At 60.6% G+C, this 20,740-nt stretch carries 28 protein-coding genes and 1 pseudogene; 13 read left to right on the top strand and 16 right to left on the bottom strand.

Features of this window, described 5'->3' with window-relative positions:
• Positions 1 to 74 precede the first annotated feature (74 nt).
• The 7 genes and pseudogenes from ACR0K4_RS10480 to folK form a co-directional block, all read right to left on the bottom strand.
• Positions 75 to 179 (bottom strand): annotated as a pseudogene (locus ACR0K4_RS10480) (holo-ACP synthase); the annotation flags it as partial.
• Complete coding sequence (locus ACR0K4_RS10475; RefSeq protein WP_480853911.1) at positions 176 to 640, bottom strand: hypothetical protein; 465 nt, start codon at positions 638 to 640, stop codon at positions 176 to 178. The pseudogene ACR0K4_RS10480 and the gene ACR0K4_RS10475, both read right to left, overlap by 4 nt.
• 6 nt (positions 641 to 646) lie before the next feature.
• Positions 647 to 1,393, bottom strand: a complete 747-nt coding sequence (locus ACR0K4_RS10470; protein ID WP_480853910.1) for a pyridoxine 5'-phosphate synthase — start codon at positions 1,391 to 1,393, stop codon at positions 647 to 649.
• Positions 1,386 to 2,084, bottom strand: a complete 699-nt coding sequence (locus ACR0K4_RS10465) for a DUF2062 domain-containing protein (protein WP_480518552.1) — start codon at positions 2,082 to 2,084, stop codon at positions 1,386 to 1,388. The genes ACR0K4_RS10470 and ACR0K4_RS10465 overlap by 8 nt, the downstream gene beginning before the upstream one ends.
• Positions 2,085 to 2,100: 16 nt before the next feature.
• On the bottom strand, positions 2,101 to 4,233 hold the full coding sequence (locus ACR0K4_RS10460; RefSeq protein ID WP_480853909.1) for a RelA/SpoT family protein: 2,133 nt from the start codon (positions 4,231 to 4,233) through the stop codon (positions 2,101 to 2,103).
• A 26-nt stretch (positions 4,234 to 4,259) separates the two neighbouring features.
• Positions 4,260 to 4,613 (bottom strand): DNA-directed RNA polymerase subunit omega, encoded by a 354-nt coding sequence (rpoZ, locus tag ACR0K4_RS10455; RefSeq protein ID WP_170356736.1) that lies wholly within the window; start codon positions 4,611 to 4,613, stop codon positions 4,260 to 4,262.
• A gap of 94 nt (positions 4,614 to 4,707) precedes the next feature.
• Positions 4,708 to 5,277 (bottom strand): 2-amino-4-hydroxy-6-hydroxymethyldihydropteridine diphosphokinase, encoded by a 570-nt coding sequence (folK, locus tag ACR0K4_RS10450; RefSeq protein WP_480853908.1) that lies wholly within the window; start codon positions 5,275 to 5,277, stop codon positions 4,708 to 4,710.
• Between the two features lie 137 nt (positions 5,278 to 5,414).
• Here folK and ACR0K4_RS10445 point away from each other — a divergent pair, with 137 nt between their 5' ends.
• The 7 genes from ACR0K4_RS10445 to ACR0K4_RS10415 all read left to right on the top strand — a co-directional run bounded on the left by ACR0K4_RS10445 (position 5,415) and on the right by ACR0K4_RS10415 (position 9,862).
• The gene (locus ACR0K4_RS10445) at positions 5,415 to 5,990 is read left to right on the top strand and encodes a LabA-like NYN domain-containing protein (RefSeq protein WP_480853907.1); all 576 of its coding nucleotides are present in this window, start codon (positions 5,415 to 5,417) and stop codon (positions 5,988 to 5,990) included.
• A 192-nt stretch (positions 5,991 to 6,182) separates the two neighbouring features.
• Positions 6,183 to 7,133: a 4-hydroxy-3-methylbut-2-enyl diphosphate reductase gene (gene ispH, locus ACR0K4_RS10440; RefSeq protein WP_480853906.1), complete on the top strand. Its 951-nt coding sequence runs from the start codon at positions 6,183 to 6,185 to the stop codon at positions 7,131 to 7,133.
• Positions 7,130 to 7,582: a DUF3429 domain-containing protein gene (locus tag ACR0K4_RS10435; RefSeq protein ID WP_480853905.1), complete on the top strand. Its 453-nt coding sequence runs from the start codon at positions 7,130 to 7,132 to the stop codon at positions 7,580 to 7,582. The genes ispH and ACR0K4_RS10435 overlap by 4 nt, the downstream gene beginning before the upstream one ends.
• Positions 7,579 to 8,166, top strand: coding sequence for a class I SAM-dependent methyltransferase (locus ACR0K4_RS10430; RefSeq protein ID WP_480853904.1), 588 nt, complete (start codon positions 7,579 to 7,581; stop codon positions 8,164 to 8,166). The genes ACR0K4_RS10435 and ACR0K4_RS10430 overlap by 4 nt, the downstream gene beginning before the upstream one ends.
• The gene (gene rnhA / locus ACR0K4_RS10425; RefSeq protein WP_480853903.1) at positions 8,159 to 8,626 is read left to right on the top strand and encodes a ribonuclease HI; all 468 of its coding nucleotides are present in this window, start codon (positions 8,159 to 8,161) and stop codon (positions 8,624 to 8,626) included. The genes ACR0K4_RS10430 and rnhA overlap by 8 nt, the downstream gene beginning before the upstream one ends.
• Entirely contained in the window at positions 8,623 to 9,246 is a 624-nt protein-coding gene (locus ACR0K4_RS10420; RefSeq protein WP_480853902.1) for a trimeric intracellular cation channel family protein, read from the top strand. The genes rnhA and ACR0K4_RS10420 overlap by 4 nt, the downstream gene beginning before the upstream one ends.
• 16 nt (positions 9,247 to 9,262) lie before the next feature.
• On the top strand, positions 9,263 to 9,862 hold the full coding sequence (locus ACR0K4_RS10415) for a COG3904 family protein (protein WP_480853901.1): 600 nt from the start codon (positions 9,263 to 9,265) through the stop codon (positions 9,860 to 9,862).
• Here the strand turns inward: ACR0K4_RS10415 and speB are convergent.
• From speB to def (ACR0K4_RS10385), 6 genes are read right to left on the bottom strand one after another with little or no spacing between them, the layout of a single operon-like run.
• Positions 9,859 to 10,680, bottom strand: coding sequence for an agmatinase (gene speB, locus ACR0K4_RS10410; protein WP_480853900.1), 822 nt, complete (start codon positions 10,678 to 10,680; stop codon positions 9,859 to 9,861). The genes ACR0K4_RS10415 and speB overlap by 4 nt on opposite strands.
• Before the next feature lie 26 nt (positions 10,681 to 10,706).
• Positions 10,707 to 10,943 (bottom strand): GlsB/YeaQ/YmgE family stress response membrane protein, encoded by a 237-nt coding sequence (locus ACR0K4_RS10405; RefSeq protein WP_480518532.1) that lies wholly within the window; start codon positions 10,941 to 10,943, stop codon positions 10,707 to 10,709.
• Between the two features lies 1 nt (position 10,944).
• On the bottom strand, positions 10,945 to 11,181 hold the full coding sequence (locus tag ACR0K4_RS10400; protein ID WP_480534255.1) for a hypothetical protein: 237 nt from the start codon (positions 11,179 to 11,181) through the stop codon (positions 10,945 to 10,947).
• Between the two features lie 6 nt (positions 11,182 to 11,187).
• Positions 11,188 to 12,102, bottom strand: coding sequence for a methionyl-tRNA formyltransferase (fmt, locus tag ACR0K4_RS10395; protein ID WP_480853899.1), 915 nt, complete (start codon positions 12,100 to 12,102; stop codon positions 11,188 to 11,190).
• A 23-nt stretch (positions 12,103 to 12,125) separates the two neighbouring features.
• Positions 12,126 to 12,620, bottom strand: a complete 495-nt coding sequence (gene def, locus ACR0K4_RS10390) for a peptide deformylase (protein WP_480853897.1) — start codon at positions 12,618 to 12,620, stop codon at positions 12,126 to 12,128.
• The gene (gene def / locus ACR0K4_RS10385) at positions 12,617 to 13,135 is read right to left on the bottom strand and encodes a peptide deformylase (RefSeq protein ID WP_170392632.1); all 519 of its coding nucleotides are present in this window, start codon (positions 13,133 to 13,135) and stop codon (positions 12,617 to 12,619) included. The genes def (ACR0K4_RS10390) and def (ACR0K4_RS10385) overlap by 4 nt, the downstream gene beginning before the upstream one ends.
• Before the next feature lie 94 nt (positions 13,136 to 13,229).
• On the opposite strand from def (ACR0K4_RS10385), the gene ACR0K4_RS10380 reads away from it, so the two are divergent.
• A complete protein-coding gene (locus tag ACR0K4_RS10380) occupies positions 13,230 to 14,402 on the top strand; it encodes a MalY/PatB family protein (RefSeq protein WP_480853896.1) in 1,173 nt (390 codons plus the stop codon).
• A 34-nt stretch (positions 14,403 to 14,436) separates the two neighbouring features.
• Here ACR0K4_RS10380 and ACR0K4_RS10375 read toward each other — a convergent pair whose 3' ends face one another.
• Positions 14,437 to 14,790 carry a hypothetical protein gene (locus ACR0K4_RS10375; RefSeq protein WP_480853895.1) on the bottom strand — a complete coding sequence of 118 codons (354 nt, stop codon included), beginning with the start codon at positions 14,788 to 14,790 and terminating at the stop codon, positions 14,437 to 14,439.
• Positions 14,791 to 14,998: 208 nt separating this feature from the next.
• Between ACR0K4_RS10375 and ACR0K4_RS10370 the strand changes: the two genes are divergently transcribed.
• Positions 14,999 to 15,988, top strand: a complete 990-nt coding sequence (locus ACR0K4_RS10370) for a glutathione S-transferase family protein (protein WP_480853894.1) — start codon at positions 14,999 to 15,001, stop codon at positions 15,986 to 15,988.
• Here ACR0K4_RS10370 and ACR0K4_RS10365 read toward each other — a convergent pair.
• A complete protein-coding gene (locus ACR0K4_RS10365; protein WP_480518516.1) occupies positions 15,970 to 16,332 on the bottom strand; it encodes a response regulator transcription factor in 363 nt (120 codons plus the stop codon). The genes ACR0K4_RS10370 and ACR0K4_RS10365 overlap by 19 nt on opposite strands.
• Positions 16,333 to 16,514: 182 nt before the next feature.
• Here ACR0K4_RS10365 and cobD point away from each other — a divergent pair, with 182 nt between their 5' ends.
• The 4 genes from cobD (at position 16,515) to ACR0K4_RS10345 (ending at position 20,256) form a co-directional block, all read left to right on the top strand.
• A complete protein-coding gene (cobD, locus tag ACR0K4_RS10360) occupies positions 16,515 to 17,480 on the top strand; it encodes a threonine-phosphate decarboxylase CobD (RefSeq protein ID WP_480518514.1) in 966 nt (321 codons plus the stop codon).
• The gene (gene cbiB, locus ACR0K4_RS10355) at positions 17,477 to 18,397 is read left to right on the top strand and encodes an adenosylcobinamide-phosphate synthase CbiB (protein ID WP_480518512.1); all 921 of its coding nucleotides are present in this window, start codon (positions 17,477 to 17,479) and stop codon (positions 18,395 to 18,397) included. Before cobD ends, cbiB begins: the two co-directional genes overlap by 4 nt.
• A gap of 10 nt (positions 18,398 to 18,407) precedes the next feature.
• Entirely contained in the window at positions 18,408 to 19,571 is a 1,164-nt protein-coding gene (locus tag ACR0K4_RS10350; RefSeq protein ID WP_480853893.1) for a lytic murein transglycosylase, read from the top strand.
• Between the two features lie 256 nt (positions 19,572 to 19,827).
• Positions 19,828 to 20,256, top strand: a complete 429-nt coding sequence (locus ACR0K4_RS10345; protein ID WP_480853892.1) for an SPFH domain-containing protein — start codon at positions 19,828 to 19,830, stop codon at positions 20,254 to 20,256.
• A gap of 82 nt (positions 20,257 to 20,338) precedes the next feature.
• On the opposite strand, the gene ACR0K4_RS10340 is transcribed toward ACR0K4_RS10345, so the two are convergent.
• Positions 20,339 to 20,689, bottom strand: a complete 351-nt coding sequence (locus ACR0K4_RS10340) for a hypothetical protein (protein ID WP_480853891.1) — start codon at positions 20,687 to 20,689, stop codon at positions 20,339 to 20,341.
• Positions 20,690 to 20,740: the final 51 nt, after the last annotated feature.

Here is a 20,740-nt window from a genome sequence, read left to right as displayed (position 1 = left end):
CCAATCAGGAAGTGGCCGATGTTCAACTCGCGCACCTCGGCCCCGATACGGGGGGCGACGTCGATCTGGCGCTATTCGGTTTCGGTGAAGACGCGGTTGCGGCACCGGTCGCCGAAGCAATCGAGCGTGCCTTGAATGCGGTCGATATCGGCGAGGTCTGTGCCGATGCCGAGGATCATTGTCCGCGTTCTCTTCTCCGCTGATAGGCCGAATAGCCGGTTTGGACGCCAACAACGAATGAGAACCGGCAAATGATGATCATAACCAGCGACGAGGCGACAATCTTGATGATGGCCCGGAATAAGGAGCCCATATCGAAGTCCGGAATTCTCAAATCTTCAAAAACAAATAGAAAAGCCAGTAGGCCCAGCGCAGCGCCCAGAGCGCTCACGACCATCATACGCGCCAGAATCCAACTTTTGACGGCGGGGCCGCATTGCATTCCGCGGCGACCAGCATCAAACCCGTATAAGAATGCGGCAAAAAGCATTCCGGCAAAAACCGGGAACGACCGGAAGGGCCATTCAAAACCAAGCAGGATTCTCATCCAGCTGAGCCCAATCAGGCTCACGCACAGGTAGCCGAGAAAGTATCCCCGATGCAGACCGACTTTCTCATTCCTGGCAAATAGCACTTTCACAGATCTCTAGCCCCGCGCCTCGTCCATCAGCCTCCGCATCTCGGTGATCGCCGGTGTCAGCCCCAGAAAAATAGCCTCGCCGATCAGGAAGTGGCCGATGTTCAACTCGCGCACTTCGGGGAAGGCGGCGACGGGTTTTACGGTATCATAGGTCAGGCCGTGGCCTGCGTGGACTTCCAACCCCAGCGAATGGGCATAGGCGGACATGTCGCGCAGGGCGTCCAGTTCGCGGGCGGCCTCGTCCGGTTTGCCCTCGGCGTGGAGGTCGCAATAGGCGCCGGTGTGCAGTTCGATCACCTCGGCGCCGATACGGTGGGCCGCTTCGATCTGGCGGCGATCGGCGGCGATGAAGATCGACACACGGCAACCGACCTCGCGCAGGGGGGCGATAAAATGCGCCAGCTTGTTTTCCTCGCGCGCGACTTCCAGCCCGCCTTCGGTGGTGCGTTCCTCGCGCTTTTCGGGGACGATGCAGACGGCGTGCGGTTTGTGGCGCAGGGCGATCTGCTGCATTTCGGGCGTTGCGGCCATCTCGAAGTTGAGCGGCACGGTCAGCGCGTCCATCAGACCTTCGATATCGGCGTCAAGGATGTGACGGCGGTCTTCGCGCAAGTGGGCAGTGATGCCGTCGGCCCCGGCCTCTTCGGCCAGCTTCGCGGCGCGGATCGGATCAGGGTAGGCTCCGCCGCGTGCGTTGCGGATGGTGGCCACGTGGTCGATATTCACGCCCAAACGCAATTGGTTATCAGACATCGCTTGATTCCTTTCCCGACTTCTGGCCCGAGCCTAGTGGGTTTGCGACGGAAACGGCAGTCTCGGTTTCGGCCAAACGTTTGATTTCTTCGAACTTCGCCTTGATCTTGGCCCGGCGGCGTTGTTGATAGGTGCGGATCAGCGGCAGACTGAGGTAACCGCAAACCACGCCGGCCACGATGCCCGGAATGACGCCACCCACCATGTAGGGAAAAAACACATCATCATAAAACCGACTGAGCCCGTGCCAGTCGGCTTCCCGTTCGGTGAACATGGCGATGCAATTGTCTTTCAGATCACCGATGGCTCCGGCGAATTTACCCATCAACCCATGGGTGTCATCCTTGTCAAACCGGGTCCCCAGCAGGAAATGCCCCGTTTGCAGGCTGACGACACCGATGGGGACATAAGTGAGAGGATTGCCGAAAAACGTCCCGCTGAGCGCGGCCAGAATATTCCCGTTGATAAGACGCGCCAGAACGGCGGCCACCACGAAGTGCATACTGTAGAACGGAGTGAACGCCGCAAAAACCCCCGCCCCGATCCCGCGCGCAATGCGCTCAGGAGAATCTGGCAAACGGCGGACGCGATGTTTGACATAGTGAAAAGCGCGGGTCCACCCACCCTTCGGGTAGACGAATTCTGATGCGATCCGGACAGGCGAGCGTCGATCTCGGCGCTTGAATACCACTCCTGATCACCCCTTCTCAGCCAGCCGCAACTGCGGTCTTGGTCCTGTCCCGATACCGTTCAACCGCGGCAACGTCGCTTTCGGCCTCAAGCATAAGCATCAGCGAATGCAACTGCTCCAGATCGCGTAGTTCGACGCTGATCAGAAGACGGTAAAAATCCGGTTTGCGGTCCACAAATTCCAAGTTGGAGATATTGGCCTTTTTCTCACCGATCAATGTACAAATACGTCCCAGTACACCGGCGTCGTTTCCAATCGTCACATCCAGCGTCACCCCATAGACCGCAGGATGCGTCCCCGAATGCCAGTGCAGATCGACCCAGCGGTCCGGCTCGCTTTCGAACTCGGTCAGGCGGTCGCAGTCGATGGAATGCACCACAACACCCTTGCCGCGATAGGTGATCCCGACGATCCGCTCTCCGGGCAGCGGTTGGCAACAGGGCGCGCGGTCGAATTTCTGGCCGGGTTCAAGACCGATCACAGCGCGGCGCAACGGGATGGCGTCGCCTTCGTCCTGCGTCAGTTCCGGGTAGACGGCGCTGACGACATCATGCGCGGTCAGCTCGGCACTGCCGAGACGCGCCAGCAACTCATGCCGGTCTTTCAGACGCAGGTGCTTGGCGGCCGTGTCCAATGCCTTTTCGGTGGCCTTACGCCCCACATGTTCGAAACCTGACCGCGCCAGCTCTTTGCCGAGCTTGATGAACCGTTCCCGGTCCACCTCCCGCAAAGCCCGGCGGATAGCGGTGCGGGCCTTGCCGGTCACTGCGATCTCGAGCCATGTCACCTGCGGGGTCTGGCCATCGGCGGTGATCACGTCGACCGATTGACCATTCTTGATCCGGGTCCACAAGGGAACGCGGATGCCATCGACCTTGGCCCCGACACAGGCGTGGCCGATCCGCGTGTGGATGGCATAGGCAAAGTCAATCGGCGTCGCCCCGCGCGGCAGTTTCACCACGTCACCCTTGGGGGTGAAGCAGAAGACCTGGTCCGAATACATCTCAAGCTTGACGGCTTCGAGGAAATCTTCGTGATCCTCTTCGCTATCAAATTGCTCGGTCAGGTTGGCAATCCACTTGGCCGGATCGACAGCAAATGGGTTTTCGGACCGGACGCCATCGCGGTAAGACCAATGCGCCGCGACACCGGTTTCGGCGACATCGTGCATCTGACGGGTGCGGATCTGAACCTCGACCCGTTTGCCGTCGCGTCCCGAAACAGTGGTGTGGATCGAACGGTAGCCGTTTGATTTCGGTTGGCTGATGTAATCCTTGAACCGCCCGGGCACCGCGCGCCAACGCTGGTGGATCGCACCCAGTGTCCGGTAACAATCCTCCTCGGTCTGCGTGATGATGCGAAAGCCGTAAATATCGGACAGGCGCGAGAAGCCCTGATCTTTCTCCTGCATCTTGCGCCAGATCGAATAGGGTTTCTTGGCGCGGCCAAAGACCTCGGCGTCAATCCCGGCCTTTTCCAATTCGAACCGCATGTCGCCGGTGATGCGATGGATTACGTCACCGGTTTCGCGTTGCAAGGTGATAAAACGGCGGATGATCGACTGACGACCTTCGGGGTTCAACACACGGAAAGCGAGGTCTTCCAACTCCTCGCGCATCCATTGCATCCCCATGCGACCGGCAAGCGGCGCATAGATATCCATCGTCTCGCGCGCCTTGACCACCTGCTTTTCCGGTCGCATCGCCTTGATCGTGCGCATGTTGTGCAGACGGTCGGCCAGCTTAACCAGAATGACCCTCAGATCCTTGGACATAGCCATGAACAGCTTGCGGAAATTCTCGGCCTGTTTGGTTTCGCGGCTCGACAGCTGCAGGTTGGTCAGCTTGGTGACCCCATCAACCAACTTGGCAACCTCGTCTCCGAACAGATCCGAGACCTTGCCGTAATTGGCTTTGGTATCTTCGATCGTGTCGTGCAGCAGGGCTGTGATGATCGTAGCATCATCCAGACGCTGTTCGGTCAGGATGGCGGCGACGGCAACGGGATGGGTAAAATAGGGCTCGCCGGAATGGCGTAACTGACCGTCATGCATCTGATACCCGAACTCGTAAGCACTGGCGATGCGGTCAGCATTTGTCTTGGGGTTGTAGTTGCGGACCAGCGCAATCAGGTCTTCAGCAGAAATCATCCGGTCCGCACCTTCGTGTCTGGGGATTACCCCTGGCCTTGCGCCTCCATCAGAGCGCGCAGAAGCTTTTCTTCGGACATGTCGTCATCTGCGGGCTTGTCGGATTCCGCGCCCATCAGCAGGGCCATCTGATCCTCTTCCGGCTCGTCAACCTCGATCTGGGTCTGGTTTGCCTCGATCAGACGCTCGCGCAATTCGTCAGCGCTCTGGGTTTCGTCGGCGATTTCGCGCAGGGACACGACCGGATTCTTGTCGTTGTCACGATCCACGGTGATCGCCGCACCGGCGGAAATCTCACGCGCACGATGGGCGGCAAGCATCACCAGTTCGAACCGGTTTTGTACCTTGTCTACGCAATCTTCTACCGTCACGCGGGCCATGGGGCGCTCTCCGTTAGTGAATCCATGTCAGGAAGAGGTTTATCTAAGGGCGAATCCCCGCCTTGACAAGCAGGAAATACCGCAAATGCAATGCTCACAACGGTGTGACGGCGGCAACATCCCCGGCTGGCAGGTCGCTGATCATCTCGTCGACCGTCTTGCCCAGAACCGGATGGTCCCAATCGGGCGCTACATCGGCTATCGGAACCAGAACAAAGGCGCGATCCTGCAGACGTGGATGCGGCAGGATCAGGCGTTCGGGCGCCGACTTGATCTGATCTTCGGCTGGCAAGGTCAACCATCGCTGAAATTCGGCCCGATCGGGCCTGACTTGATCGCCCCAGCACACCAGATCCAGATCCAGCGTCCGCATGCCCCAGCGTTGCTCGCGGGTCCGGCCGAATTCATGCTCGATACGATGCAGGATCTGCAACACGGTTTCGGGATCAGAAACGGTTTCGACCAAAACCGCCGCATTGACATAATCCGGCCCCGCTCCGGCCGGAAAGCACGGAGTGGCATAAAACCGACTGGTCTTGCGAATCACCAAACCCGCTTCGGACATGGCCGTCAGCGCGTTTTTTAGTGTCACATTGGGTCCGTTTCCTCTCAGGCTGAGATTTGCGCCGAGCGCAATAACAGCCATTGACCCTGATTTGATCATATTTCACCCCATATTCGGACAAGAGAATGCTTGCGATAAGACCCAAAAGACCTATTTTAGGGACACCATTGCGCTGACCATTTTTCTTCACTCACGGATCTCAAGGCGCGGTGGCTTATACCGGAAGGACCATTTTTATGTTTTACAAAGACGAACGGCTAGCGCTGTTCATCGACGGCTCGAATCTTTATGCAGCCGCCAAAGCACTGGGGTTTGACATCGACTACAAGTTGCTGCGCCAGGAATTCATGCGCAGAGGCAAACTGCTTAGAGCTTTCTATTACACAGCGCTACTGGAAAACGACGAGTATTCCCCGATCCGTCCCCTTGTTGACTGGCTGCATTACAACGGCTTCACCATGGTGACGAAACCGGCCAAGGAATACACCGACAGCATGGGGCGTCGGAAGGTCAAAGGGAACATGGACATCGAACTGACTGTCGATGCCATGGAACTGGCACCGCGCGTTGATCATATCGTGCTGTTCTCGGGCGATGGGGATTTTCGCCCGCTGATTGCCAGCCTTCAGCGTCAGGGTGTACGCGTTTCGGTGGTTTCGACCATCCGCAGCCAGCCGCCTATGATCTCGGATGAGCTGCGTCGTCAGGCGGACAACTTCATCGAGCTTGAGGATCTGCGCGACGTGATCGGACGCCCTCCACGTGAAATGCCAGTCGAGCCGCGCAGCGTTGCGGCGGCTGGCGGGCACTGATCCCCGGCCACTCACTTCCGGGGAAAAATTGGCGCGGTCAGGATGTCACCACCCTGACCGCGCTTCTTTGTAAAGGGACAGGTACTAAAATCAGCCCTTTGCTAACAGCGATTCATGTCAGGTAAATGACGCGCTCCTGTCTGGACCATGGCAATGAAAAGACTTACCTGTCTCAGACAAGGAGACAGTGACATGACCAAGCCGCCCCTGACCCTTTATCTTGCCGCCCCGCGCGGGTTTTGCGCCGGCGTGGACCGGGCCATCAAGATCGTGGAAATGGCACTGCAGAAATGGGGCGCGCCAGTCTATGTGCGCCACGAGATCGTGCATAACAAATTCGTCGTCGACGGTCTGCGCGCCAAGGGGGCAGTGTTTGTCGAGGAGCTGGATGAATGCCCCGATGATCGCCCGGTGATCTTTTCCGCCCACGGCGTGCCGAAATCAGTTCCCGCCACCGCCGCCCAGCGAGAGATGATCTATGTCGATGCCACCTGCCCTCTGGTGTCGAAAGTGCATGTCGAGGCGCAGCGCCATGCGGATGCAGGCCTTCAGATGATCATGATCGGCCACAAAGGCCACCCCGAGACGGTCGGAACCATGGGGCAACTGCCGGACGGCGAGGTGCTGCTGGTCGAAACGGTTGAGGATGTGGCGCAGGTTTCCGTACGCAACGCCGAAAAACTGGCCTTTGTAACTCAGACCACCCTGTCGGTGGATGACACCAAGGATATCATTGCCGCGCTTGAGGCGCGCTTTCCCGCCATTGTCGGGCCGCATAAGGAAGACATCTGCTACGCCACCACCAACCGGCAAGAGGCAGTAAAGGCGGTCGCGCCGAAATCCGACGCGCTTCTGGTCGTCGGTGCTCCGAATTCCTCGAATTCCCGCCGTCTGGTCGAGGTCGCCTCGCGCGCAGGCTGCAATTACGCACAACTGGTTCAGCGCGCGACCGAGATCGACTGGCGCGCGTTGGAAGGCATCTCAAGCGTCGCCGTGACTGCCGGGGCTTCCGCGCCCGAAGTGCTGGTGAATGAGGTGATCGACGCCTTCAGCGACCACTATGATGTCACCGTCGAGCTGGTCGAGACCGCGGTGGAAAACGTGGAATTCAAAGTGCCCCGCGTCCTGAGGCAACCGGCATGAGCGGCATCCCCCGCGCGCCGCTGTTTCTTGGGCTGGCCGGGCTGCTCCCCTTTCTCTGGGGCGCTCTGACCTATCTCAGTGGCGATCTTAACGATTGGGGTCGTCAGGAACTGGGGTCGCGGTTCGTGGGGCCTTATATCCAGCTGTTCTATGGCTCGGTCATCCTGAGCTTCATGTCCGGCGTGTTGTGGGGCTTTGCCACCAAAACCTCGGGCAGCAAGGCGGCGACCTGTTATGCACTGTCCGTTCTGCCCGCGCTTTGGGCGTTTTTCATGACCGGCGGCGGGCCAGTCGGTGCCGGGACGAACCTGATGTACGGGTTCGCCGGGTTACTCGTGCTGGATGCGCTGTTCTCGTATTGGCGGCTAACCCCGGTCTGGTGGATGCGCCTGCGCATCCTGCTGACCTGCGTGGTCTTGGCCTGTCTTGCGGTAGGAGTTTACCTGTGACCGACGAACGGACGATCAACGCTTATACGGCGCGCGTCGCGGAGTATCTGAACATCCCCCTGCCCCCTGAACAGCTTGAGGCGCGGCAGGCTTTTGCCGACACCGTTGGCGCGGGTGGATATGTGCTGGATCTGGGCTCGGGGCCCGGATCGGACAGCGCGTTTCTGATGCGGCAGGGGCTGAAGGTGCGGGCACTGGATGCGACGCCTGCCTTTGTGGACCATGCGCGCGAGAACGGCGTGGATGCGCATCTGGGGACCTTCGATAATGTCACGGAAGTGGCTGAATATGACGGCATCTATGCCAGCTTTTCCCTGCTGCACGCCCCCCGCGCCGATTTTCCGCGCCATCTGGGCGCGATCCACGCGGCGCTGAAACCCGGTGGTCAACTGTTCCTTGGTATGAAGCTGGGCACGGGCGAGCACCGCGACGGCATCGATCGATACTATACCTATTACTCGGAGGCCGAGATTGAGGCCGCGCTGGCAGAGGCCGGGTTCACCATCGACCGCAGCGTCAAAGGGGTGGGCAAGGGTCTGGCGGGGTCATATGACGGGTTCATTCTGGTGTTTGCCCATGCCTGATCTTTTTGCCTATACCGACGGCGCCTGTTCCGGCAATCCCGGCCCCGGCGGCTGGGGCGTGCTGTTGCGCGCGATGGACGGTGAGACCGTCCTGAAAGAGCGCGAGCTGAACGGCGGAGAGGCCGAGACCACCAACAACCGGATGGAATTGCTGGCCGCGATCAGTGCGCTAGAGACACTGGAGCGGTCCTCGAAACTGACCATCGTGACCGACAGTGCCTATGTGAAGAACGGCGTGACGGGCTGGATTTTCGGCTGGAAGCGGAATGGCTGGAAGACCTCGAACAAGAAGCCGGTCAAGAATGTCGATCTGTGGCAGCGGCTGGACGAGGCAGCGCAGCGGCATGATGTGACCTGGGAATGGGTCAAGGGCCATGCAGGCCACCCCGAAAACGAACGCGCCGACGAACTGGCGCGCGCAGGCATGGCCCCGTTCAAGCCGGACAAGGCCGGATCATGAGCGGGCTGGCGATGCTGGACTATGCCTCGGTTCTGGTCTTTGCGCTGACCGGAGCCCTGGTGGCCAGTCGGGCACAGTTGGATCTGGTGGGCTTTGCCTTCATTGCCTGCCTGACGGCCGTGGGCGGGGGCACGGTTCGGGATTTGCTGCTGGACCGGCACCCGGTGTTCTGGGTGGGCCAGCCGGATTACATCCTGATTGCCTGCGGCGCGGCGGTGCTGGTTTTTTTCACCGCCCATCTGGTGGAAAGCCGGTACAATTGGCTGATCTGGCTGGACAGCTTCGCCTTGTCTATCGCCGTGGCTGCCGGAACGGGCGCCGCGCTATCGCTTGGCCAATCCGGCACCATTGTGGTGCTGATGGGCGTCACCACCGGCTGTCTGGGCGGGTTGATGCGCGATGTGGTCTGCAACGAGGTGCCGCTGGTGCTGAAACAGGGTGAGCTCTATGTCTCTTGCGCCTTTGCAGGGGCTTTGACTGCGGTTGTGGCAACCCGGGCGGGACTTGAAGGCCTGCCCGCGCTTGCGCTATGCGCCCTTGTTTGCTGGGCATTGCGGGCCGGGTCGCTGTTTTTCGGATGGCAATTGCCGGTCTACAAAGCCCGGCCTCCGAGGCAATAAGGTTTAGGAATCACCAATGACCCTCCGATTTTCATATCTGGCTTCGGCGCTGCTGCTGGCGGGATGCGCCTCCCCCTACTCGCCGGTCAGCTTCGTCGCTGAGGGGGATCAGATCGTGGCCAGCGGCACGATCGACCACACAACGCTGGGCGCGTTTGAGGAAATCATCGAAGACCATCCCGACATCAAAACGCTGGTGCTGCAGAATATCGAAGGCTCGGTCGATGATGATGCCAATGTGGTCTTCAGCCGCGTGGTGCGGCAGGAAGGGTTCGACACGGTCGTGCCTTCGGACGGGCTGGTTGCTTCGGGTGGAACCGATCTGTTTCTGGCGGGCAATCGGCGGGTGCTTGAGCCCGGCGCTTGCGTCGGCGTCCACAGCTGGGGCGGCGGCGGGTTTGTGGCCGCAGAGCTGCCCGAGGATCACCCGGAACATGTTCGGTATCTGGACTATTTTGCCGATCTTGGCGTTGATCCCGCCTTTTATTGGTTCACATTGGACGCGGCCTCGGAAAACGAGATGCACTGGATGACCGCAGCCGAGGCGAACCGGTTCGACATGACCACCCGCAGCACTCCGCAACTGGGCAGAGCGGCCAATTGCGAAATCCGTTAGCCGTTCAGCAACCGCGCGCCGATCTCCTTGACAAATTTCGCCGCGACCATGGCGGTCATACCGTATGGATCGCGGTGCGGGTTCAGTTCGACAATATCCGCGCCAATTAGCTGACCCCGGAAGCGGTGGATCAGGTTGATCACCTCCCGCGTGCTCAGCCCGCCGGGCTCGTGATGCGACACACCCGGCGCAAAAGCCGGGTCCAGCGCGTCGAGGTCCAGCGACAGGTAGACCGGGCCGTCAAAGCTGACCTCAAGATCGGGACGCCAATTGCGCATGTCGATCACCTCGACCCCGAACCTGTCAGCCTGTTCCTGTTGATGGGCGTTCATCGTGCGGATACCGACCTGCACAAGACGCTTGACCTTGCCAAGCTCCATGACGCGCGCAAAAGGGCAGCCATGGCCCAGCGGTCCGATCTGCTGACTGTCATAGAGGTCTGGATGGCTGTCGATATGCAGCACATTCAGCCCCTCATACCGGTCGGCATGGGCCTTGATCAGCGGATAGGCCACCGAATGATCGCCCCCCAGCGACAGCACCCGCGCACCCGTTTCGATCCGGGCGGCAGTGCCGGCCTCGATCCGGTCGATGGGTTCCTGCCCCATCATCTCGAACACATCCAGATCGCCAGTGTCTTTGAAGCGGTCGGTTTTGCCCAGATCGGTGCCATCTTCAGCCGTTAGATTGGCAGCTCCGGAATGCAGCGCCTCGCGGATGCGTCCCGGGGCAAAGGCGGGGCCTTGCAGGAACGAGGAATGCAGGTCCAACGGCACGCCCATCAACGCGACATCACCGGGATTCAGATCGCGGATCATTGATCACCTTTCATTTTGGGCCGCCGTCAGCGCCGCACATAAGTTTGCCACACCCAGATCACCAGCAGCGCCCCCAACACGGCCCCGACAAAGCCCGAAAGCCAACCCATCACCGCCAGCAAGGTGCGCAGGATCAGCCCGCCAACCAGCGCGCCGACGATGCCGATCAGCATTGTGGTGGGGATGTCGGCCTCGATCCGCATCAGGCGGGTGGCGAGGAAGCCTGCGGCAGCTCCGATGACGATCAGGGCGACGATGGGCATGTCATTTCCTCCAATGGGTGGGCACGATGATCAGCGCACCGATCGACGACAGGACCGCGTCCAGCCCCGGCGGGCCAAAGCTGATGCCGAACATGATGCGGACGAAATAGAACAGGAAGGCCCCGCCGACGCAGATGATGATGGATGGAAGGTAGCCGTTATGGGTAAAGCCCGTTTTCTCGGACAGATAGCCGACGATCCCGGCGATCACGACGGTGCCCATCAGGATCATGAACATCTGGCTTTACTCCGACGTCAGGCGGGTACCGACCGGGATCGGCCAGCCCCGCAAGAAGGTTTCCCTATCCTGCGCGCCTTTGCCCGCCCTTTGCAAGCGCAGCAGTTCGACCGCGCCTGTGCCGCAGGCCACGGTCAGGTAGCTGTCCAGAACCTCGCCCGGTGCGCCCTGCCCGCCGGCCAGACGTGAGGCGAGAAGTTTGATCCGGTCGCCTCCGATTTCGGTCCATGCGCCGGGGAACGGAGAGAGGCCACGGATGTGCCGGTCAACCTCTGTTGCGGGAGCCGACCAGTCGACCCGCGCCTCGGATTTGTCAATCTTGGCGGCGTAGGTGACGCCTTGATCGGGCTGGGGGTCCGGGGTCAGGTCGGGGAGTTTGGTGAGTGCCTCGACGATCAGGCGCGCGCCCATTCCCGACAGGCGGTCATGGAGCTGCGCGGTGGTCTCCTCAGCCCCGATATCGGTAGCCTCGCGCAGCAAAACGGGGCCTGTGTCCAACCCTGCCTCCATCTGCATGATGCAGATGCCAGTTTCGGCGTCGCCCGCCATGATCGCGCGGTGGATCGGCGCCGCCCCGCGCCAGCGCGGCAACAGGCTGGCGTGGATGTTCAGGCAGCCTTGGGCGGGCGCATCCAGAATGGGTTGCGGCAGGATCAGGCCATAGGCCACGACCACTGCCACATCGGCATTCAGCGCTGCAAATTCGGCCTGGGCTTCGGGGGATTTCAGCGAGGTCGGATGGCGCACATCAAGGCCGAGCGCCTCGGCCCGCGCATGAACCGGGGTCGGACGGTCTTTCTTGCCACGCCCAGCAGGGCGCGGGGGCTGGCAATAGACGGCGACGATCTCGTGGCCCGCATCAACCAGAGCGTCCAGAACAGGGACCGAGAAATCGGGGGTACCCATAAAAATTATACGCATCCGTTCCTCCGTAGGATGGGGTTTCACCCCATCTTCTTGGCCTTGCGCAGCAGCATGTCGCGTTTGACCTTGCTGAGGCGGTCGAAATACATCCGCCCGTTCAGGTGGTCGATCTGGTGCTGCACGCTGGTGGCCTCGATCCCGACGAAATCGCGGCGATCGATCTGGCCCTGTTCGTTGAGGAATTTCACCGTCACCGCGCGCGGGCGTTTCACCTTGGCCGAGACGCCGGGCAGGTTCGGGCTGGCCTCATCATGTTCGCGCAGCTCGACCGAGCTGTGCAGGATTTCGGGGTTGGCCAGACGCACCGCCCGACCCCGCTGGGTCGAACCATCAACGACGGCCAGCCGCAGCATCACCCCGATCTGCGGCGCGGCGAGGCCGACGCCGGGCATCGCCTCCATCGTGTCGATCATGTCGTTCCAGATGGCGCGGATCTCATCGGTGATCTCGGGCACGTCTTCGGCTTTGGTCCGCAGGCGTTTGTCGGGCCATGGCAGGCAGGTCCGCACGGTCATGTGCGGGCCTTTTCGCGTTTCAGCTTTTGCATCTTGCGCGTGATCATCTGGCGTTTCAGCGGTTTGAGATAGTCGATGAACAACTTGCCGTTCAGATGGTCGATCTCGTGCTGCACGCAGGTGGCCCAGAGATCGTCAAAAGTTTCCTGTTGCAGATTGCCGTCGCGGTCCAACCATGTGACGTCCACCGTTTTGGGGCGGGTGACCTCGGCATATTGCTCGGGGATCGACAGGCAGCCTTCCTCGTAGACATTGGTCTCGTCCGACGACGCAATGACCTCGGGGTTGAACATCACCAGCGGTCGCGGGGCCTCGCCCTCTTCCTTGACGCAATCCACCACGATCAACCGGTCCAGCACACCGATCTGGGGCGCGGCCAGACCAATGCCGGGCGCGTCATACATCGTCTCCAGCATGTCGTCGGCCAGTTTGCGCAGGTCATCGGTGATGTCGGCCACCGGCGCGCAGACCTTTTTCAGGCGGGGGTCGGGATGGATCAGAATATTGCGTTTCATGGGGCTGATTTAGGCCATCGCGCCCGCCACCGCAACGGCCCCCTTGCACATGGCGGAATTGAGGTTAGCTTTCGCCTCGACAGATGGAGATGACATGACTTTCAACGACCTGATCGACCGCCGGGGCACACAGTCTTCGAAATGGGACAAGATGGAGCGTCTGTACGGCGTCTCGCCCGAGAATGGGCTGGCGATGTGGACCGCCGATTCCGACTATGCCACCGCGCCTTGCGTGATCGAGGCGGTGCGCAAGGTGGCGGATCATGGGGCGTTTGGCTATTCATGGGCGCACCCGGACTATCTGAACGCAATCCAGTGGTGGATGAAGACTCGCCATAATTGGGAGATCGACACCGACTGGATTCTGACTTCGCAGGGTCTGGGCAATGCGATTGCGCTGTGTCTGGATGTCTGGAGCGAGCCCGGGGACGGGATCGTGATCTTCTCGCCCGTTTACCACGAGTTTGCGCATAAGGTGAACAAGGCGGGCCGCCGCGTGGTGGAATGCCCGCTGGTGCGGGACGGCGAGACCTATGCGCTGGATCTGGACGATGCGCAGTCGCGGCTGGACGGGTCCGAGAAACTGCTGCTGTGGTGCTCGCCACAGAACCCCTCGGGTCGGGTGTGGACACCAGAGGAGTTGCGCGCGGTGGCGGCGTTTGCCGAACGCAACGGGTTGATCCTTGTGTCCGACGAGGTTCACCACGATCTGGTCTATCCCGGCCATAGCTTCGTGCCGATGGATGTGGCCGTACCGGATGCGCGGGCGTGGACCGTGACGCTGACGGCGGCATCGAAGACATTCAACATCGCAGGCCAGCGCACCGGCAACTTGATCATCCCCGACGCCAAACTGCGGGCTGAGATGCGGCACCGGTTGCAGACGCTGGATTATGACCCCAGCGCGCTGGGGGTGGCGATGATTACCGCCGCTTATAGCCCCGAAGGTGCGGAATGGGTCGACACGCAGGTCGCGCATCTGGCCGAGAACTGCAGCGTGTTCGACGCCGCAATCGCCGAAATTCCGGGCTTGTGGTCGATGCCGCTGCAGGCGACCTTTCTGGCTTGGGTCGATTTCTCGGGCACCGGGATGGATCACGCCGAGTTTGTGCGTCGCCTGCGCGAAGACGCCCGCATCGCCACCTCATCTGGACCCGGCTTCGGCACGGGGGGCGAAACGTTCGAACGATTCAATCTGGCCACGCAACGCGCGCGCGTGGAAGAGGCCTGCAGGCGACTAAAAGCTGCGTTCAGCGATTTGCAGTAATACTGGTCCGGCGGCCTGACCGTCGGGCAGCGCCCTACTCGTCAACCCCCAACAAAGCGATCGGCGCATCCGGCGCGCGATAGAAATCCAGCGGAGCTTTGTCGGCGGCCACGGTGCTGCGCTTGAATTCATAGCGCATCTCCCCGGCGGCTTCCTCATCCGCGATGATCAGACATTGGTACATGTGATTGGCGCCGTCGTAGATATCGACCAACCCGCGCAGGCGAGGTGTGGTTTCAGCCTCGACGGTGAATCCATCCTTCCACAATGTCAAAATTTTGAAGGTATTGTCGTCCATTTCCACCCGCAAACGGCTGGATTTCTTCAGGGTCGCGATTCGGGCTGCATCCAATTCAGCGCGAATTTCCTTTGAAACATAGGTACTCATAACAAACTTCCCCCCTTAACACTCTCTATTGTGGACCAGAATTTGTAAAAATCCAGTGAACTGCGTCACGTGATCCAGACAAGGCGCGATCTGTTGCGCAACAATCCCGGATTGTGCGTGGGTGCAGGCCACATGCGCGCGCGGTGAAATAGGAACATCAGCTGCGACGTCCTATCTTTGCCCCAATCGCAAAGCGAAAGGACAAACGATGGGCCTGCTTGTTGAGGGCGTCTGGCATGACACCTGGTATGACACCAAATCCAGCGGCGGGGCGTTCAAACGCTCGGCTGCGCAATTTCGCAACTGGATCACCGCCGATGGCGCGCCCGGCCCCTCGGGACGTGGCGGGTTCGAGGCTGAATCGGGGCGCTATCACCTCTATGTGTCTCACGCGTGCCCCTGGGCACATCGCACCCTGATTTTCCGAGCGCTGAAGGGGCTGAGCAATCACATCTCGGTCTCGGTCGTGCATCCTGACATGCTGGATAAGGGCTGGACGTTTGAAACGGACACTCATGGCGCCACAGGCGACAAGCTGTTCGGACATGATTTTGCCCACCAGATCTATACCCGCGCCGATCCCAACTATTCGGGTCGGGTCACGGTGCCGATCCTGTGGGACAAGGTGGAAAAGACCATCGTCTCGAACGAAAGCTCCGAGATCATCCGCATGTTCAACTCGGCCTTCAACGGGATCACCGGAAACTCAGACGATTACTGGCCCGAGGCGATGCGGGACGCGATCGAAGAGGTGAACGCGCGCATCTATTCAGACGTCAATAACGGGGTCTACAAATGCGGTTTCGCCACCTCGCAACAGGCTTATGACGCCGCCATCGACCCGCTGTTCGACACGCTGGATTGGCTTGAGGATCGTCTGGCCCGCAACCGCTATCTGATGGGCGATCGCGTGACCGAAGCCGACTGGCGGCTGTTCACCACGCTGATCCGGTTCGATCCGGTCTACCACCTGCATTTCAAATGCAACAAGCGGCGGTTGATCGATTATCCGAACCTATGGGCCTATACGCGAGAGCTGTACCAGTGGCCGGGCGTGGCCGAGACAGTCAACATGAACCACATCGTGCGCCACTACCACTATAGTCACGAAAGCATCAATCCGCACCGGATCATCCCGGTGAACCCGGTGCTGGATTACGCGGAACCGCACGGAAGGGATCAGCGTCCGGCGGCGTAATGTTCCACCATGGCCGCCAGATCCTCGGGCGGGGTCGAGCTTTGGACATAGGCGCAGGCATTGGCGCTGTGGGCAAAGATGGACCCGTCCGAGAAGAAGGTGGTGTTGGTGACAAAGATCACCCGCGCGTCGGGCCGGCGGTAGCTGGCGAAATCGGCAACCGCCAGCGCGCTGCCGGTTTCCAGAACCAGATCCAGCACGATGATCTCAAAATCAGTGCCATATAACGCGAGGATCGCCGCCTCTTGCGTTCCGACCAAGGTCACCTCGGCGCCCTGCCTTTGCAGATGCCGCTGCCAGACCCGACCAAGATCGGGGTTACTCTCAACAATCAGTACTTTCATTTGCAACAACCTCGGCACGTGATATGGGTGAGTAGGTGCCGACCCTTGTGATCCGTGATCACGCGATTTCCTTAACAAAGTGTTAACGACAGCCGCACAGAACGGTGATCCGGCGGATTCGCTTGTGCGAACGGCAAAAATCCGCTTGAAGCAGCAAGACTTGGCGATTCCGGCAGGGGCAGATGGTGGAAACGGTAGACAGATTGAATCCCCGGGGCGCACGCGATCATGGCGGCGGGTTGGACGGAGCCATGGCGCGCTTTGGCGGCGCGCGGGGCGACTGGATCGACCTGTCGACCGGGATCAACCCGCACGCTTACCCGGTCGCGGGGCTGCAGCCTGCGGATTGGATGGAACTGCCTGATCATGGCGCGTTTGAACGGCTGTCGGATGCCGCGCGCAGTTTCTGGGGCGTGCCGGACGGGGCGGCCATTCTGCCGGTGCCTGGGGCTTCGGCAGTGATTGCGCGTATCCCGGCACTGGCGGCGGCGGGCCGGGTCCAGATCACTCCGCCCACCTATAACGAACACGCGGCAGCCTTTGCGGCGCAGGGCTGGCAGGTGCAGGAGACCGGCCCGGCCGAGGCGCGCGTGATCGTGCATCCTAACAATCCCGATGGCCGCCTCTGGCAACAGGCAGATGCCAATGCCGCACTCACTGTTATCGATGAAAGCTTCTGCGATGTCGCGCCCGAGGCGTCATTGGTGCGGCTGGCCGAACGGCCCGGCGTGATCGTGCTGAAAAGCTTTGGCAAATTCTGGGGGCTGGCAGGTCTGCGGCTGGGCTTTGCCATTGGCCATCCCGACCTGATCGCGCGGTTGAACGATCTGACCGGGCCGTGGGCGGTCTCCGGCCCCGCCCTGCGGATCGGCGCGCAGGCGTTGCGCGATGTGCACTGGGCCGAGGACACACGGGTGCATTTGGAGAATGAGGCGACGCGATTGGACCAGCTTGTGCTGGCCAAGGGCGCGCATCTGGTCGGCGGCACCAGCCTGTTCCGACTCTATGAGGTGGATGACGCCGCCGCGTGGCAGGATCGCCTTGCCCACGCGCATATCTGGAGCCGCATCTTCCCCTATTCCACAACGTATCTGCGCCTCGGCCTGCCGCCCGCCGATGGCTGGGCACGGCTGGAGGCCGCGCTGTGAGCACCGCCTTCGTCCTGATCTGCGCACTGTGTCTGGACGCCGCCTTGGGCGAACCCGACTGGCTGTGGTCGCGCCTTCGCCATCCGGCGGTGATGATCGGAAACACTATTGGCTGGTTGGATAAGCGCATGAACCAAGGCACGCAGCGGCGGCTGAAGGGGTTCACAGTGGTTTTGCTGCTGGTGCTGTGCGCGTTTGCTCTGGGTCGGGTTCTTGCGCTGCTGGGACCGGTGGCCGAGATCGTGATTTGTGCAGTCCTGCTGGCGCAGAAATCACTTGTCGAGCATGTGCGCGCTGTAGGCGACGGCCTGCGCAGCACGCTGGCCGAGGGGCGGGCGCAGGTCGCAATGATCGTCTCACGCGACACGCGCGACATGAGCGAGGCGCAGGTCGCGCGATCCGCCATCGAAAGCGCAGCAGAAAACCTCAGTGACGGGGTGATTGCTCCGGCGTTCTGGTTTCTGATCGGGGGGCTGCCGGGGCTGCTGATCTACAAGGCCGTCAACACCGCAGACAGCATGATCGGCTATCGCAATGACAAATACGCGGCCTTCGGCTGGGCCGCCGCACGGTTGGACGATCTGCTGAACCTGATCCCGGCGCGGCTGACATTCCTGCTGATCGTGGCGCTGTCCGGCCAATGGTCTCGCTGGGCCGAGATGGTGGCGGATGCCCGTCGTCACGTCTCACCAAACGCAGGCTGGCCCGAGGCCGCCATGGCGCGGGCGCTCAACGTCGCGCTGGCCGGGCCGCGCAGCTATGACGGGCAGATGCGTGAGCTGGCCTGGGTCAACGGCGATGCCCCGCGTGACATCGGCGCGGCGGGGATTTTCCGCGCATGTGACATGCTGTGGCGCGTCTGGGGGCTTGCGCTTGGGTTGATCTCGGTGTGGGTTGGGGTCAGCCTGATCTTTTGAAGGACGCCGGATGCGCTTTCTCTCTGCCCTCGTGGCCACCGCCCTGTTCGCCTCGCCCGCCTTCGCCCAATGCGGCGGCGGGTTCAATGCCTTCGTGAAGGGCCTGAAATCCGAGGCGGCCGATCGTGGTTATGACGCCGCAACCGTCAACGCCTTCTTCCAAGGCGTCCAGCAGGACAATGCGGTGCTGAAAGCCGACCGGGCGCAGGGGGTGTTTCAGAAACCCTTCATCGACTTTTCACGCCGCCTGATCTCGCAAAACCGGATCGACCGGGGCAAGGCGATGGCGCAGAAATACGACGCGGTGTTTGACCGGATCGAGGCGGAATACGGCGTCTCGCGCGGCGTGCTGCTGGCCTTCTGGGCGTTCGAAACCGATTACGGCGCGTTTCAGGGTGACTTCAACACACGTAATGCGCTGGTGACTCTGGCCCATGACTGCCGCCGCCCCGAGTTGTTCCGGCCGCAAATCTTCGCCGCCATCGAGCTGTACGATCAGGGCGATTTTGACCCTGCCCGCACCACGGGCGCATGGGCCGGTGAGATCGGAATGGTTCAGATGCTGCCGCAGGACATTCTGGAGAACGGCGTGGACGGGGATGGGGACGGCAAGGTCTCGCTGAAAACTTCGGCCCCTGATGCGCTGATGTCGGGGGGAAAGATGCTGTCGCATCTGGGTTGGCAACCGGGCCAGCCATGGCTCCAAGAGGTGACGGTGCCTGCGGATATGGACTGGTCCCTGTCCGGTCCGGGCAAGTCGCGCGCCGTGTCTGACTGGCAGGCGATGGGCGTCAAGGCGCGCAGCGGATCGCTGGCGAACCTGCCCGCCTCGCTGATCCTGCCGCAGGGGCACAAAGGGCCTGCGTTTCTGGCCTATCCGAATTTCGACGTCTATTTCGAATGGAACCAGAGCTTTGTCTATGTCCTGACCGCCGCCTATTTCGGGACGCGGCTGGAGGGTGGACAGATTTATGATGCAGGTAACCCGGCACCGGGCCTGTCGGGTGCGCAGATGACACAGCTGCAAAGCAAGCTGCAGGCGCGCGGGCATGATGTCGGCAAGATCGACGGAATTCTGGGCGCAGGAACGCGGGCTGCCGTGCAGGCCGAGCAGGGGCGGCTGGGCCTACCTGCGGATGCATGGCCGACGGTGGAGTTGTTGGGGCGGTTGTAACAGATTGGGAGTTTCTGGCACGACCAAACAAAACTGAGCATTCGTAGACCAGTTAAAGCAGAAAAGAATGGACAAAAAACAGGAATAAGGTGCCAGTCTTGCCATGTGCCCTAAAGGCAGTCATACACCCTTTACGATAGTCGCGAATTCATTTTCTGAGGAACTCAAACTGTTACGCATTGCTGGTCTATTTATCTTACTGTCGTCGCTACCACATCTGACACTGGCCCAAACTACAACGTCCAGATGTGGGCGCGTGAACGTCCCACCTCAGAGCGAAGCGCTTGTGCTTGATCGCAAGGGCGGCATTAAGCGCAAGCTGGGACCCGGAACGCACTTTTGTACCCCATTGCTGGAAAACGTAATTATTGAGGAAACCATACCTGAAAGATACGTAGGCGAAGAAAGCTCCGAAATGATTGATGGATGCAACATTACGGTATTTGTTGTCTGGAGGATCGCGGATTTGGAAGTTTATCATGCCAAAGGGCGCGAAGCTGCAACTCCGCTGATCCGGCAAAAGATCAAAGACGCAATTGATCTCGCGCACGCATCCGAATTGGAACAAGGAGAAATTCACTCTTTTGTTCAATCCACACTCCGAAAGGAAGCGCAGCCACTGAAACAAATCGGAGTGAGGTTAATCCGCACCTTCCCGCGCTCTGGTAACTGTACGCTAAATTAAGAAGCAATCAGAGAAGGTCGGCATATTTGGGATGCGCCATACTTGCACATGGCGGCAGAACCCGAGGCTTTTGAAAGAGACGTCACTCCGGCCTGACCGGATACCGGTTCCCCTTCTCATCAATCAAGATCAACCGCTCGCCACTGCGCACATACAGGTCGCAGCGTTCGAAGCCGTTGCGATAGGCGATGCAGATGCTGCCATCCTCAGCGATGGAATAGGTGCCAAAGGCGGATTCTCCGCTGGCGTAGGTGTAGGAATAGGCCCCTCCAGCCGAGTATTTGGACTGACCGTCGTCGAAAAAGGTCAGGGTGCGGCCAGCCAGACCGTTCAGTTCCTCGGCGGATAACGGGATATCGCCGGGTTTGGTGGCCCATTCGGCGGCCATCGCGGGGCTGGCAGCCAGCAGAACAAGGATCAGATAGCGGGTCATGCGGGCAGTCTAGCCCGAAGCGCCCTGCAACAGGCATAACGATGCGGTTAT

This window comes from Ruegeria sp. K11, assembly GCF_056531905.1.
This window is presented reverse-complemented; position numbering and strand designations above follow the sequence as displayed.

Excerpts from the sequence above, each read along its gene's own strand:
- ACR0K4_RS10365 (WP_480518516.1), bottom strand. The coding sequence starts at position 16,332 with ATGAAAGTACTGATTGTTGAGAGTAACCCCGATCTTGGTCGGGTCTGG.
- def (WP_480853897.1), bottom strand. The coding sequence starts at position 12,620 with ATGACCGTGCGGACCTGCCTGCCATGGCCCGACAAACGCCTGCGGACC.
- def (WP_170392632.1), bottom strand. The coding sequence starts at position 13,135 with ATGAAACGCAATATTCTGATCCATCCCGACCCCCGCCTGAAAAAGGTC.
- ACR0K4_RS10380 (WP_480853896.1), top strand. The coding sequence starts at position 13,230 with ATGACTTTCAACGACCTGATCGACCGCCGGGGCACACAGTCTTCGAAA.
- fmt (WP_480853899.1), bottom strand. The coding sequence starts at position 12,102 with ATGCGTATAATTTTTATGGGTACCCCCGATTTCTCGGTCCCTGTTCTG.
- ACR0K4_RS10405 (WP_480518532.1), bottom strand. The coding sequence starts at position 10,943 with ATGCCCATCGTCGCCCTGATCGTCATCGGAGCTGCCGCAGGCTTCCTC.
- speB (WP_480853900.1), bottom strand. The coding sequence starts at position 10,680 with ATGATCCGCGATCTGAATCCCGGTGATGTCGCGTTGATGGGCGTGCCG.
- cobD (WP_480518514.1), top strand. The coding sequence starts at position 16,515 with ATGGTGGAAACGGTAGACAGATTGAATCCCCGGGGCGCACGCGATCAT.
- rpoZ (WP_170356736.1), bottom strand. The coding sequence starts at position 4,613 with ATGGCCCGCGTGACGGTAGAAGATTGCGTAGACAAGGTACAAAACCGG.
- ACR0K4_RS10460 (WP_480853909.1), bottom strand. The coding sequence starts at position 4,233 with ATGATTTCTGCTGAAGACCTGATTGCGCTGGTCCGCAACTACAACCCC.
- ACR0K4_RS10375 (WP_480853895.1), bottom strand. The coding sequence starts at position 14,790 with ATGAGTACCTATGTTTCAAAGGAAATTCGCGCTGAATTGGATGCAGCC.
- ACR0K4_RS10435 (WP_480853905.1), top strand. The coding sequence starts at position 7,130 with ATGAGCGGCATCCCCCGCGCGCCGCTGTTTCTTGGGCTGGCCGGGCTG.
- ACR0K4_RS10340 (WP_480853891.1), bottom strand. The coding sequence starts at position 20,689 with ATGACCCGCTATCTGATCCTTGTTCTGCTGGCTGCCAGCCCCGCGATG.
- ACR0K4_RS10370 (WP_480853894.1), top strand. The coding sequence starts at position 14,999 with ATGGGCCTGCTTGTTGAGGGCGTCTGGCATGACACCTGGTATGACACC.
- ACR0K4_RS10470 (WP_480853910.1), bottom strand. The coding sequence starts at position 1,393 with ATGTCTGATAACCAATTGCGTTTGGGCGTGAATATCGACCACGTGGCC.
- folK (WP_480853908.1), bottom strand. The coding sequence starts at position 5,277 with ATGATCAAATCAGGGTCAATGGCTGTTATTGCGCTCGGCGCAAATCTC.
- rnhA (WP_480853903.1), top strand. The coding sequence starts at position 8,159 with ATGCCTGATCTTTTTGCCTATACCGACGGCGCCTGTTCCGGCAATCCC.
- ACR0K4_RS10415 (WP_480853901.1), top strand. The coding sequence starts at position 9,263 with ATGACCCTCCGATTTTCATATCTGGCTTCGGCGCTGCTGCTGGCGGGA.
- ispH (WP_480853906.1), top strand. The coding sequence starts at position 6,183 with ATGACCAAGCCGCCCCTGACCCTTTATCTTGCCGCCCCGCGCGGGTTT.
- ACR0K4_RS10400 (WP_480534255.1), bottom strand. The coding sequence starts at position 11,181 with ATGTTCATGATCCTGATGGGCACCGTCGTGATCGCCGGGATCGTCGGC.
- ACR0K4_RS10350 (WP_480853893.1), top strand. The coding sequence starts at position 18,408 with ATGCGCTTTCTCTCTGCCCTCGTGGCCACCGCCCTGTTCGCCTCGCCC.
- ACR0K4_RS10445 (WP_480853907.1), top strand. The coding sequence starts at position 5,415 with ATGTTTTACAAAGACGAACGGCTAGCGCTGTTCATCGACGGCTCGAAT.
- ACR0K4_RS10420 (WP_480853902.1), top strand. The coding sequence starts at position 8,623 with ATGAGCGGGCTGGCGATGCTGGACTATGCCTCGGTTCTGGTCTTTGCG.